The 13448-nt window shown below is 43.6% G+C and carries 7 protein-coding genes; 1 reads left to right on the top strand and 6 read right to left on the bottom strand.

Annotation, left to right across the window (positions count from 1 at the left end):
- Positions 1 to 71: 71 nt before the first annotated feature.
- The 3 genes from HXT47_RS01735 to HXT47_RS01725 form a co-directional block, all read right to left on the bottom strand.
- Entirely contained in the window at positions 72 to 1502 is a 1431-nt protein-coding gene (locus HXT47_RS01735) for an AMP-dependent synthetase (RefSeq protein WP_421789164.1), read from the bottom strand.
- Between the two features lie 1678 nt (positions 1503 to 3180).
- A complete protein-coding gene (locus tag HXT47_RS01730; RefSeq protein WP_421789162.1) occupies positions 3181 to 4374 on the bottom strand; it encodes a hypothetical protein in 1194 nt (397 codons plus the stop codon).
- Between the two features lie 530 nt (positions 4375 to 4904).
- Entirely contained in the window at positions 4905 to 5762 is an 858-nt protein-coding gene (locus tag HXT47_RS01725) for a DeoR/GlpR family DNA-binding transcription regulator (RefSeq protein ID WP_064621441.1), read from the bottom strand.
- A gap of 242 nt (positions 5763 to 6004) precedes the next feature.
- On the opposite strand from HXT47_RS01725, the gene HXT47_RS01720 reads away from it, so the two are divergent.
- Positions 6005 to 7159, top strand: coding sequence for a quinone-dependent dihydroorotate dehydrogenase (locus HXT47_RS01720; protein ID WP_415687919.1), 1155 nt, complete (start codon positions 6005 to 6007; stop codon positions 7157 to 7159).
- 195 nt (positions 7160 to 7354) lie between these two features.
- Here the strand turns inward: HXT47_RS01720 and HXT47_RS01715 are convergent, their stop codons facing one another.
- From HXT47_RS01715 to HXT47_RS01705, 3 genes are all read right to left on the bottom strand, one after another.
- On the bottom strand, positions 7355 to 9676 hold the full coding sequence (locus HXT47_RS01715) for a transglycosylase domain-containing protein (protein ID WP_421789160.1): 2322 nt from the start codon (positions 9674 to 9676) through the stop codon (positions 7355 to 7357).
- Positions 9677 to 9734: 58 nt separating this feature from the next.
- Positions 9735 to 10445 carry a Crp/Fnr family transcriptional regulator gene (locus HXT47_RS01710; RefSeq protein WP_421789158.1) on the bottom strand — a complete coding sequence of 237 codons (711 nt, stop codon included), beginning with the start codon at positions 10443 to 10445 and terminating at the stop codon, positions 9735 to 9737.
- Positions 10446 to 10874: 429 nt separating this feature from the next.
- The gene (locus HXT47_RS01705) at positions 10875 to 13379 is read right to left on the bottom strand and encodes a S9 family peptidase (RefSeq protein ID WP_415707215.1); all 2505 of its coding nucleotides are present in this window, start codon (positions 13377 to 13379) and stop codon (positions 10875 to 10877) included.
- Positions 13380 to 13448 lie beyond the last annotated feature (69 nt).

Here is a 13448-nt window from a genome sequence, read left to right as displayed (position 1 = left end):
AAAAACTTTACAGCAGCGTAAAGGAAAAGTCGCGAAAGAGCGCAAAGTTACGCAGAACGCGCACGCATCGCCTATTTTCCAATAATTCTAGGCACTCCAACAGATGCAAGTTTCTTCTCAAGCTTCCTAGGATCAAGAATATCCGAGTAATTAAAGCGCACGATTTTATTTACGCCGCATTCCTTCATAAGCAATACCTCACGTTCCGCTTGTTTGTCGATATTCTTATGAATAACACTCTGGTTTCGCGATTCGAATAAATTTTTATTGTCTTCTGAAGAATTAAGATTCACATTCTTATATTGCGCATCATCTGTATCAATGTAGTATTTCGAATACCCGTCAAACTCCCCAACAATCAACTCCCCATTATTCAGACTCCACAAAAAGTCGCAACGATACTTCAAATTTACATGTGGAATCTCAAACTCACGCTGTAATTCTGGTATCATAAATCCCAAATTAATCATTGTCCCCCGAGCTAAGGATTCACCAGCGTTCTCGCTAAGACCATTTGCAAAGAAGCAAAGCTTACATAATTTAGCCAACTTTTTTTGTTCGCACTCAAAAATTTGCTCAAAAGACAATGAAAAACTAGTCCCACCATTCGTTTTTGCATAGTTTCGCAAGTCATCCAAATAAGCGTAATTCCTTGTATGATGGCGTTGGTTTTTGTGTAAACTGATATTCGCACACGTTTCATTATTTGCAATCTCGCTATTACAAGCGACGTCACTCAAGTTATTTTTGTAATCGCAGTTATTCTTGCAATTATAATTATTCTTGTAATTACAGCTATTCTTGCAATCGCAGTATCGACTTTTGCAAATTTCGATCACTCTGCTTAAATTCACATTATCTCGCGCTGCTGAATCGAAAATAGGCAAAGCAAATCTAAATGAGTAATTATTAGCAACGTCAAACAACATAGTGCTTTTATCTACCAAGTGACTTTTTATTTCTTCAGTCACGCAATCGCTTGCATGTGGAAGCTTCATTAATTGCCCAGTACTGTTATTCTCACGCGTTAAAATGCGGACATCGTCGCTCATACCATTCTGTTCGTAACCTGCGGAAGGGATAACTTTCAGTTGATTGTTATACTTGCTTGATTTTCGCTTGTTGCTTCTAATATAGATTTTAGTATCTTTTGCGTCCGCACAATTCTTCTTTTTGCTAAGAAAAGTATTATTATAGCAATTTTTTTCGCTGTCATAATCTTTCATAACTTGATACCCAAGAAGTGCCGAGGCAGTCGAAGCTGTTAATTTACAATCGGGGTGCGATTCAATAATAGATAGCGCAATATGACGTATTTTTTCAGCTTCGTAAAGACTATTCCAATATTCTTTACGCATGTAAAGATTTTTGTACACGCGCACAGCTTCTCCACGTTGCGACGACCTTTGAACTGCTTTTCTTTCAGCATTAGTTTTCGGGGCGAAGCAACGCTTATTTTGTTCGCTATTCGAAAATAAATCGTTTATATAAAAATTATTCATAATGCAAGGTTATTAAAGCTTTATTCGTGCGTAAATAAATTTTTTGCATTGTGGATAAAAGGTAGGGAAAGAAGGTGCGGAATTGGAAGAACGGCAGAAACTGTGCAGTCACGTAAAGGAAAGGTCGCGAAAAAGCGGAAAAACGGCAAAAACTGTGCAGACATGTAAAGGAACGGTCGGCTAGGCGCGAAGAAACGGCAGAAAGTTTACGCGAGTGCAGACAGAAAGCACAGACAGAAGGAGCGGCAGAAGGAACGTAAATCGGAAGAAACGGCAGAAAGCGCGGAACGGTAGGTAGCAGCAGAAAGTTTACACGAGTGTAAAGGAAAAGTCGGGTACGCGCGAAAATGCGGCAGAAAGTTTACAGCGGAGTAAAGAAACGGTCGGCTAGGCACGAAGAAACGACAGAAACTGCGCAGCGGTGTAAAGTTTCGGTCGGGTGCGCGCGAAAATGCGGCAGAAAGTTTACACGAGAGTAAAGGAAAAGTCGGATACGCGCCAAAAAACGGCAGAAAGTTTACGTGGGTGCGAGCAGAAAGTGCGAACAGAAAGCGCGGAACGGTATGTAGCGGCAGAAACTGCGCAGCTGTGTAAAGTAAAGGTCGGCTACGCGCCAAAAACGGCAGAAACTTTACGCGAGTGTAAAGGAAAAGTCGGATACGCGCGAAAATGCGGCAGAAAGTTTACACGAGTGTAAAGTTTTGGTCGGATACGCGCCAACAAACGGCAGAAACTGCGCAGCTGTGTAAAGAAACGGTCGGATGCGCGCGAAAAAACGGCAAAAACTTTACGTGAGTGCGAACAGAAGGAGCGAGCAGAAGTGCGGAACGGCAGGTAGCGGCAGAAACTGTGCAGCGGTATAAAGGAAAAGTCGGGTACGCGCGAAAATGCGGCAGAAACTGCGCAGCGGCGTAAAGGAAAAGTCGCGAAAAGACGAAAAAACGGCAAAAACTTTACAAGCGCGCGAACAGAAGGTGCGAACAGAAGGAGCGGACAGAAAGCGCGGAGCCGGAAGAAACAGCAGAAAGTTTACAGTAGCGTAAAGTTTTGGTCGGCTGCGCGCCAAAAAACGGCAAAAAGTTTACAGCGGAGTAAAGAAACAGTCGGGTACGCGCCAAAAGGCGGCAGAAAGTTTACACGAGAATAAAGGAAAAGTCGGATACGCACGAAAAAGCGGCAAAAAGTTTACACGAGCGCGGACAGAAAGTGCGGAATCGGAAGAAACAGAACCGGAAGAACGGCAGAAATTGTGCAGCAGTGTAAAGGAAAGGTCGCGAAAAGGCGGAAAAACGGCAGAAACTGCGCAGCTGTGTAAAGGAAAAGTCGTGAAAGAGCCAAAAGGAGGCAGAAAGTTTACAAGGGCGTAAAGAAACGGTCGGCTACGCGCGAAAAAACGGCAAAAACTTTACGTGGGTGCGAACAGAAGGTGCGAGCAGAAAGTGCGGAATCGGAAGAAACAGAACCGGAAGAACGGCAGAAAGTTTACGTGGGTGCGGTAGAAGGCGCAGACAGGAGGCGAAGAGCACAAAATTGTTATAAAAAGGGTTATAGGTCAAAAAAAAACTTAGTCTAGCGCACCTTTTAGCACACTAGACTAAGTAATTCACAATAAAATCGACTCAACGATCAACCAGTAAGCTAAAGCTTAAAATGATTCATCGCAGAATCAGCTTTTAGCTTAGTGACGGATCTTGCGAAGAGCAGCACCCATGCCAGCAAGCACAGAAGCAGCAACAGCAGCCATAGCTACAGCAGCACCACTCTTAGGAAGCTGAGCGGCAGCAGAGGCAGATGCACCGTTTGCGTCAGCGGCATTGTTCTTCTTGTTCTGCTGAGCAGAAGCCTTGGAATCCTTACCCTTCTGAGCAGCAGCCTGAACAGCAGGACCGAACTTGCCACTCACTGCAGCAGCATAAAGCTCCTTAGCACCTGGAACAGGGTTGAAGCTCAAATCCAAAGGATCAGCAGTCTTAACTGGTGGCAACAAAGCTGGGTTCACACCAACAGACACTGCATAATCATACGCATCCTTGTAATCCTGCAAAGCCTTGTTGTAAACATCCTTAGCTTCAAGAGCAGCTTTCTTAGTGTCATTGTACTTAGTCTCAGCATCCTTATAAGCTGCATTTGCGCGAGCAAGATGAGCAACAGCACGATTCACAGCATCAGCTAAACGCTGTTCCTTAGCAGAATCATTCACACCAGAAGTTTCGAATGCATCATAAGCAGCCTGAGCAGCCTCCCAAGCAGCCTCACGAGCCTTCACCTCAGCCTGAGCCTTAAGGAATGCAGCCTTAGCATCGTAGAAAGCCTTCTTAGCCTTAGCGAAAGCATTATCAGCGTTCTGCAAGTTCTTAGCGGCATCGCGAACATTATCAATAGCTTCCTGCTTCTTATCAGGATCTGGGGTAGAGCAGTTAGCAACGTTGTCCAAAGCCTTGAGATACTTGGCATGAGCTTCATTAGCAGTAGCGAGCTTAGTATCGTAGTTTGCCTTGTCGGCAACATACTGGTTCTGCAGATTTACATATGCCTGAGCAGCTGCAGCATCTTCTGGCTTGGTGCCATTAGGAAGAGGAGTCTTCATCTTAAGCTTGCCCTCAGCGCCATCAGCTTCGTACAAAGCCTTAACTTCAGCCTTAGTTGGCTCAGTTGGCTTAGTTGGCACAGATGGAACAGCAGCCTTAGCAGTATCATACTCAGCCTTAGCATCTTTAAGGATTTGCTCATTAGCGCTCTTAAAAGCCCACTTAGATTGATCAGCTGGGCAATCTGGAACAGTAACCTCAGCCATTGCTGGAGCAGCAAAAGCGAAACCAGAGAGGAGGGTGGCGCCGGCAGCGAATGCGGCGATAGCCTTCTTATTCAACATAATATTTTCCTTTCTTCTTCTCCTTCGCACTAGGGTATGCGAAGAAAAATTTGCCATTTGCGGTTTCCCGCTAGTACCAGTGAACTAGGGATTCAACCGGTAACTGAGTTAAAACTTACCGCAAGCTCTCAGAAAACTCAACACTAAAATTCAGATTTCTAAGCGCCAAAAATACAAAAATCTTGATAAATATTAGTTGTATTCATTAAAAAGCAGAAATATTTACGGCATTTCCATGTATTTTTTGATAAAAATTACGCGACACGCCATATACTGGATTTTTTTAATGTTTTTTCAGCTTTCTTTAAGGTTTGAGTTTTGCGATTGCTCCAAATGCCTTATAAAACAAGGAAAAACGCAATATTTAAGCATTGACGCGCTTTAAGCAAAACTAGGCAACAAACACACATCAAACACAAAAAATGCCCGAGTAAACAAGTAAATAACTCACTCGGGCATTAAAATCAACAGCGCGCAAAATCAATCTTTGAAAAAATCAATCCTTGCAAAAATCAAACTTTACAAAAACACTAATCAAGCAAATCGTCAGAATCTTCAGAATTTGCTAAATCGTCACCATTAGATGCATCAAGAACATCTCGCTCGTCAATAACAGGTGCCAAAACCAAATCCTTTACAAGCTCACGCGTGCGAAGTTGAGAATCAGCATCCAAACCATCGTCAGTAATAACAGTATCAACCTGATCAAAACGAGCAAACAGCGAAAGCGACGTGCAACTCCATTTAGTGTGATCCGTCAAAATAATCGTGCGATCCGCAATATCCATTAACGCCATATCCGTAGCAGCTTCCAAAGAGTTCGGCATAAGGAATCCGCGAGGAAGAGACACAGAGTGCGTGCCAAGAAAAACAGTATTCACACGAAGAGAAGCAACAACTTTATCTGCAATAGGCCCAACAAGCGAATTGGAACGCGTAATCACGCCGCCAGTAACAATAACCTCAACATCCTTCGACTCCAACGCTTGCACAAGCTCTGCAACAGGAATCGAATTAGTCAAAATCGTAATACCAGAAGCCCTGCGCGACTCGAGCAAATGTTGCGCAAACACATAAGCAGTGGTACCACCGCCAATAGCAATCACATCTCCAGGAGACACATAATCCACGGCCAAACGCGCAATCGCATCCTTCAAACCAATGTCCATCTGCGACTTTACAGAAAACAGCGGCTCCGAAAGCAAAGTATTAGTCGTTACAGCGCCGCCGTGAACGCGCTTTAAAAGACCGCGATCCGAAAGCTCGGCAATATCCCTGCGAACCGTCATAGCAGAAACGTTCAGCTCTTTAGAAAGCGCAGTAATGCGAACAGCACCGCGCGTACGAAGACGGCTTAAAATCAAATGTTGACGCTGCGAAGAAATCATACGAACATTATCGCACACGTAAACGCAAAAAACAAACGTAATTGAGCGTTTTAATGCCTTAAAACGAAAAGAACGCACATTTTGTTGTCAAGCAACGCAGGTTTTGTGAAAAATCGCACAAAAACGAACGCGGGCTAAGTGAGGAAACGCACAAAATACACTAAAGAAATTACGCTAAGTGAGGAAACGCACAAAAACACTAAATAATAGCGCATATAAAAATAATGCTCTACTATATAAATATGTACTACGTTTCTGAACATTCATTGCACAATGTCGTCAATAAAGCAACGACCGACCTTTTTACATTCTCATACAAACACATTATTAAACCGCATTTTGTTTTTAACATTCCTCCAGACGAAGCGCATGATCGCATGATTAATTTTTGCAAATTTAGCGAGCGCACTCCTGGATTGATGTGGCTTCTTCGCGAAATGCTTAACTACACAGACCCGGTGTTAGAAACTAACGTTATGGGCGTGGATTTTGCGAACCCGTTTGGCTTAAGCGCGGGACTAGATAAAAACTGCCAAATGGCAACCGTACTAGACAACGCAGGCTTTGGTTTTGAAACAGTTGGCTCTACCACGAGCCGACCATGCGAAGGAAATCAAAAACCTTGGTATCATCGCCTTCCAGAATATGACTCAATTCTTGTGCACGCAGGACTAGCAAACGATGGCAGCGAAGCCGTTATTGCACGAGCCGAAAAAGCTTGGACGCACGCAAAGTCTATGAATATGTCTATTTCTATTGCGCGCACAAACGACGACTTAGTTGGCGACTTGGAAGAAGGAATTGAAGACTACCATATTTCCATGGAACGCGCAGCAGGAAGAAGCTCAATAATTGAAGTAAATATTTCATGCCCGAACACTCGCGTTGGCGAACCGTTTAGTCAGCCGGAAGCGCTTGACAAATTATTCACCGATCTTGACACTATTAAGCGACCTCAGCCAACCTTAGTTAAGATGCCGCTTAATTTGCACGGCGGTTGGGAGCAGTTCAAGTCTTTGCTTGACGTACTTGCAGAACATAAAGTTGACGGAGTAAGTATTGCGAACTTGCAAAAGAATCGCGCAGGACTTGACGTTCCGCAAGATTGGCAAGGAGCGCTTTCCGGAGGTCCTACCTACAGCGCAAGCAACGATCTTATTCGACGCACGCGCAAAGCTTTTGGTGAACGCTTTGCTATTGCAGGCATTGGCGGAGTATTTACACCAAAGCAAGCATATGAGAAGATTCGCTCAGGCGCTGACTTGGTTATGTTTATTACGTCACTTATGTACAGAGGACCGCAGCAAATTACGACGCTGAAACGCGGACTTGCGGATCTTTTGAAACGCGACGGCTTTGAGCATGTTGCAGATGCAGTCGGTGCTGATTTGAACTAGCAGTGCGTATTTGCACAGTGCGTATTTGCACTAAAAATGACCCTTACTTTGCTCACAATCAAGTAGCATAAGTAAGGGTCTATTTGTAGGAACAGCACAAAACAACTTAGTATTTAGTAAGTTAACTAGCAATTACGAGTTGACAAATGCAGTTTAACAAATGCAGTTTGTCAAATGCAGTTTAACAAATGCCGTTTAGTAATTATCGCCTTCCGAATTGCTATAGTCGTCGCGACGAGCAGTGCCGTACTGATCTTGCGTGTTCTTTTGTTTCTTAGCTTCTTCCTGCTGTTCTTGTGCTGCCTGCTTTCTAGCGTCTTCATCTCGCTTCTGCTGATCAGTTTTAACAGTATTTTTAGGCATGCCAGGCAGAGTTCCACCGGCAGTGTACTTTGGATCAGGCTTGCCATAATCGTTGTCAACAGGAATGTTAGCAGCTTTCAAATAGTCATTCATAAACTGTTTCCACGCTGGCGTTGCAATATACATACCATACCAAGCTGCCATTGTACGACCGTTAATAGTCATGCCATTAAAGCTTTTTTGTGATTCGGCGTTACCAACTGCCACAAACGAAGCAACTTGATACGGCACAAAACCAGCTGTAGTCATGTAGTACTGTTCGTTAGTACCAGTTTTTGCGAAAGTCTTGCGACCACCATCAAGTTGGGTAGTTGAAGCCTCGCCGCCAGGTTGCACAACACCCTGATTCAGCGCATAAGCAGCAGTTTGAGCAATTCCCTTTGGAATTGCTTGATGGCAATGCGCACTAGGAACTTTCAAACGCTTACCGTTTTTGTCAACAACTCGCTTAATAGCAATAGGATCGCATGCCACGCCATCAGCGCCAATAGTTGCATACACATTCGCCACAGTTAAAGGCGAAGCTTGCACAGAACCAATCGTCATAGGCGGATTAAGCGAGTTAGAAGAATACACACTTTCCTGACCAAGAGGCGAATTATGGTAACCAAGTATGCGAGCAGCATCCGCGATTGAGCACAGCTTAATTTGCTGAGCCATAGAAGCCTGAGTGGTGTTATGCGAGCGCACAAGACCTTGCAAAGGAGTTTCCGGATTAGTTGTGCCACCACCAGAGTTTTGAACTGACCAACTACCAACTCCGCGGAATTTGCTGCAATTAAAATCAGCATTGTTGTAAAGCATAGAAGTGCGAAGAGGCTGATTAATCGACTTTCCAGCAAGCATCCATGCAACCATATTAATTGGCTTCCACGTAGAACCAATCTGCCAACCAAGACCGCCACCATCGCGCTCATCTACAGCATAGTTCAAAGCCGTATGCGTAGGATCTGATTTTGCAGCATCCGTAGCATCATAAATACGATTGCTGCCAAATGCCAAAACTTCACCAGTTCCAGGCTTAATTGCCGCAATTGAAACTTCAAAACCGCTCTTATCGTTTACAGGAATCGTATCTCTAGCAGCTTTCATAGCAGCCTTGCTGGCGCGCAAATCCATAGTTGTGTAGATATCAAGACCACCCTCAGTAAGCAACTTTTCGCGCATGGCAGCAGTTTTACCAAACTCGCGAGAATGCAAAATTTTCTTCGTTACATAATCGCAGAAGAATGCTGCATCACCTGCAGCTTGGCATCCAATCTTAGAAACTTCCCTCTGTATGTTAAGAGTGCTTTTAAGAGGAATAGCAACAGCGGAATCATGCTCGCTCTTAGTAATAAAACCTTGACGAAGCATTAAATCAAGTACAATATTGCGCTGCTTTTGCGCTTCAGGCTGATTTGCTTCAATAGAAGGATCGTAACGCGAAGGATTCTTTGTAATTGCAGCAATAGTTGCCGATTGCACAAGATTAAGTTTTGCAGCGCTCGTATTGAAGTAGCGATGAGCTGCAGTTTCTACGCCGTAAATATTATTGCTACCGAACTGCGCAATATTTAAATATCCCTGCAAAATCTCAAGTTTGGAGTATTTTTTCTCCATTTGAATTGCAATAAGCATTTCGCGCAATTTACGAGCAATAGTGCCTTCAGAAGCGTGATACTCAGCTAAAGGATCGTTATTTTCGCGAGCTTTAATCATAAGCACATTTTTTACATATTGCTGAGTTAAGGAAGAGCCACCTTGCATATCTCCCTTTTTAACGAATGTTTGCACGAATGCGCGAATAACACCTTGCATATCTACGCCGGAATGCTCAAAGAATCGACGGTCTTCACGAGCAACCATTGCTCGCTGCATATATTGCGATATGCGTCGAAGCGGCACTACAGTGCGGTTTTGAGCATAAAAAGTTGCAATAATAGTTTTGCCATCAGAAGCGTAAAGTCGCGATTTTTGCGGCAAAGCAGTTACATCAAAATCAATGCCGTCAACGCGAAGTGAAGGTACTACTGTTTTCACTATGCTATTCACGCTCATTACGCCAGGAACAAACATAATACTTGCTGCAACACCTCCTGCAACACACAAAGTGATGTAGGTAAGGAACAGTGCTAGCACACGGCGAACAGTCAGTGAATTCTTTTTCGGCATGCGTACTATTCTAAAGGTTTGCCTCTACTTGAAAACTGGCATCATAAACATTCGCACTTTAACGCTCAGCTCGACGAATAAGCATGCCAGGCTTATAAATAATAATTGACCTGCCTTGGCGCATAATCCAGCCTCTGTTTGCAAAATCCATAAGTGCTTTGTTAACTGTTTCGCGTGAAGAGCCAACAAGTTGCGCAAGCTCTTCTTGCGTTAAATCATGCGGCACAAGCAAGCCATCGCTCATAGGCTCGCCAAATCTTGAAGCTAAATTCAGCAAAGTCTTTGCTAAACGAGCAGGAACATCCATAAAAACTAAGTCGGAAATTCGCTCATTATTTGCTCTCATGCGCGCTGCAAGCACTTGAAGCATATCTACTGCAACGCTAGGGTGATTGTTTAGCCAATGGAATAACACGTCATTTTCTAGCCATAAAACTCTAGTATTGTTTGTAATAGATATTGCTGAAGCTGTACGAGGACCGCCGCTAGGATCAAAAACGGGAATTTCGCCTAGAATTTCGCCAGGAGTGTGAATACTTAGCAATTGCACACGATTGTCGTTTGAATGACGAACTAATTTTACTCTTCCACGCTCAAGCAAGTACATTCGATGGTCAGTATCGCCTTCATTAAAAATTGCCGAACCTTTTTTAAATGTCGATTCTTGCAAATACTGCATCAATTCTTTTACTTGATCAGCTGGAACTTGCTTAAACAATGCGGTATGTTGCAGTGAAAATTCATCGCTGTCAACGCTGAGTGTTGTCATTGCTGCTCTACCCCTTCATTAAGCAATAAGTAGATATCTCCATTGAACTACCTGTATGTGGATGAGCGCAAACGCAAGCGAAAAACGCAAGTGAAAGACGCAAGTGAAAGACGCAAGTGAAAGACGCATACGAAAAACGCACATCACTTGACCTATGATATCACGAAAGGCGAGGAAACGACATTTACTTTACAACGCTGTAAAGTTTCTGCCGCTTTTTAGCGTGGAAACGACCATTACTTTACACGCGCGTAAAGTTTCTGCCGCTTTTTAGCGTGGAAACGACCGTTTCTTTACACAGTTGTAAAGTTTCTGCCGCTTTCAGGCGCGCAAACGACCGTTTCTTTACACAGTTGTAAAGTTTCTGCCGCTTTTTGGTGCGTAGCAGACCGTTTCTTTACGCCGCTGTAAAGTTTCTGCCGCTTCCGACTAACTATTTACTCCCATAACATGCAAGCACCATGCGTTTTCATAAGCTAACTCCTGCCATTGCCTGTACCTGCCAGAAGTGCCACCGTGACCACCGTCAGTTTCAATACGAGCAATTGCATCAACCCCAGAAGCTTGCAATTTAGCGAGCCATTTCAAAGGTTCCGTAACAAGCACGCGCGTGTCGTGAATAGACGATGTGATTAAGATTTTCGGAAAATCAGCTAACTTCTTGCGACCATCTTCCGTTTTTGCGCAAGGCACATTTTCGTAAGGAGTATACGATTTCATATAAGCATAAGCTTCAGAATCATCGAGCGGATTGCCCCACTCATCCCACTCTGTTACAGTAAGCGGCAAAGAAGAGTCGAGCATAGACGTAAGAGCATCTACAAAAGGCACGTCTGCTTCAATTCCTGCATAACATTCCGGAGCCATATTTGCTATAGCACCCATAAGCAAGCCTCCTGCTGAACCACCGTTTGCAACAGTATGGCAAGCAGAAGCAAAACCAGCATTTTGCAAAGCACGCGTGGCATCAACAAAATCTTCAAAAGTATGCTTTTTATTAACACGCCTACCCTGTTCATACCACGCGCGACCCATTTCACCGCCGCCTCGCACATGCACTTGCGCATATAACACGCCGCGATCCAGCAAACTCAAGCGACCGACAGAAAAAGTAGGGTCTGAACTAACTTCATACGCTCCATAACCAGTAATAAACATTGAGTCAGTTTTAGAAATTTTATCCGGACGCCACACAAGCGATACTGGCACACGCTCACCATCTCGAGCAGTAATCCAAACGCGCTTTTCAGCATAATTGTGCTCATTAAATTCGCCTAAAATTTTACCTTGCTTGAGCAGCACATCTTCGCCTGTTAAAGGATCCAACTCGCGAAGTTGACCTAAAGTTGCGTAACTGCCAAAAGCGTAACGCATACGCGGAGCTTCGTACGAAGGATTTCCAGTCATAGAAATACTAAATAAGCGATTATTGTTGATTTCTTCTTGTGAAATATTTGCGAGCGCAGCACGTGATTCGGCTTGCGCTTGATCCGCAAGTTGATCCGTAAGTTGAGAAGAAAATTGATCCGTAGGTTGATCCGTAAATTGATTCGCAAGCTGGGAAGAAAGCGGTCGCACTTCGCAAAAACGCCACGGTTTTGCTTGCAAAAAATCTTCAACAGCGCGCTTCTTGCTCATTACAGCCAAATGCGGCAAACCTTGAGAACGGTAAGCTAGTGCCACATAATTTTTGTACATTGACAATCCGCTTATGCTCAATCCAACTGCATTTTGCAATATTTCAGGATTTTGAGGCGAATTATAAGGCTTTGTAATAGGCTCACTTCCGGCACCTTGTTGCCAAGCATCTCCCTGCTCGCAACCATAAGGAGAACCCGACGCAACACATACTCCATCCGAAAGCTTATACGTTACATGCTCATCAAACTTGCCGGAATTTCCTCTCATATCAATAATGTCAATTTCAAAATTAGGATTTTTAGCGTTATGGCACACAATCGCAATTGGAATATCTTCACCATTTTCGCCAGCATTCTCAAAGCAAGCGAAAGAAATATCGTATTCCACCCCCTCAACCGGCTCAATAACCATACGGAATTCGCCTTCAGGATTGCTCAAAGGAAGCATAAGCACGCGCGATGTAGTCTTTGAACTACTACTGATCATCATGTATCGTTCGTCAAAACTTTCATACACGTCAACAAAAAATCGCTCGTCAGTTTCTTCAAAAACTTTTACATCATTAGAAACGTTAGTGCCAACCTTATGCCTCCAAACCTGATAAGGACGCCAAGCATCATCAAGCTTTACATAAAACACCCATTTTCCATCTGGAGAAAGTGAAGCAGAAGCAAGATTTTCCCACGATTCTTCTAACTGCGACCAAGAACATGTTTTTGTAGAAAAGTCACGAATAAAATAGTTAAAGCGTTCATCACCTTGAGTGTCGACACCGTACAGCATTCGCAAACCGTCGGTGCTCAAATCCATTCCACCGACTCTAAAGAACTTGCCACCAGAGTGCTCAGATTCAAGGTTTGCATCAAATAAAATTTCTTCACCATCAGTTGTGCCAGGTTTTGCAGAATTGTCGATAGTTGGCGGATTCCAATCGTCACTATTTTCGACTTTCATACGGCATTGCACAGCGTATTGTTTGCCTTTTTCAGTGCGCACGTAATACCAGTAATTATTCATGCGCACAGGAACAGACATGTCTGTTTCTTGAACTCTTGAGCGCAACTCGTCAAATAATGTAGAACGCAAGTTTGCTAAGTGCTTTACACGCTGTTCAGTATAAGCATTTTGACTATTGACGTATTCCATAAGCTTAGGATTATTGCGATCTTTCATCCAAGCATATTCGTCTATATAAGTGTCGCCATGGAATTCACGTGCCGACGGTATGCGTTCTGCCGCTTTTGGCTTTGCAAAATCTTGATTATTCATAGCTACACCTCTTTTAATTTTCATTAAGTATTTTCTTCAGCTCTTATATATTAGTAACGAAATATTTTCTGCAATTCTTTAATATTACAAAAT

Origin of the sequence: Gardnerella sp. DNF01205 (assembly GCF_049244135.1) — a bacterium.
Taxonomy (GTDB): domain Bacteria; phylum Actinomycetota; class Actinomycetes; order Actinomycetales; family Bifidobacteriaceae; genus Bifidobacterium; species Bifidobacterium leopoldii.
Note: the sequence above shows the minus strand (reverse complement) of the source record. Positions and strands in the feature narration are given on the sequence as shown.

Bases quoted from the DNA above. Each gene is read 5' to 3' on its own strand.
- HXT47_RS01705 (WP_415707215.1), bottom strand. From the start codon at position 13,379: ATGAAAATTAAAAGAGGTGTAGCTATGAATAATCAAGATTTTGCAAAG.
- HXT47_RS01720 (WP_415687919.1), top strand. From the start codon at position 6,005: ATGTACTACGTTTCTGAACATTCATTGCACAATGTCGTCAATAAAGCA.
- HXT47_RS01730 (WP_421789162.1), bottom strand. From the start codon at position 4,374: ATGTTGAATAAGAAGGCTATCGCCGCATTCGCTGCCGGCGCCACCCTC.
- HXT47_RS01715 (WP_421789160.1), bottom strand. From the start codon at position 9,676: ATGCCGAAAAAGAATTCACTGACTGTTCGCCGTGTGCTAGCACTGTTC.
- HXT47_RS01735 (WP_421789164.1), bottom strand. From the start codon at position 1,502: ATGAATAATTTTTATATAAACGATTTATTTTCGAATAGCGAACAAAAT.
- HXT47_RS01710 (WP_421789158.1), bottom strand. From the start codon at position 10,445: ATGACAACACTCAGCGTTGACAGCGATGAATTTTCACTGCAACATACC.
- HXT47_RS01725 (WP_064621441.1), bottom strand. From the start codon at position 5,762: ATGATTTCTTCGCAGCGTCAACATTTGATTTTAAGCCGTCTTCGTACG.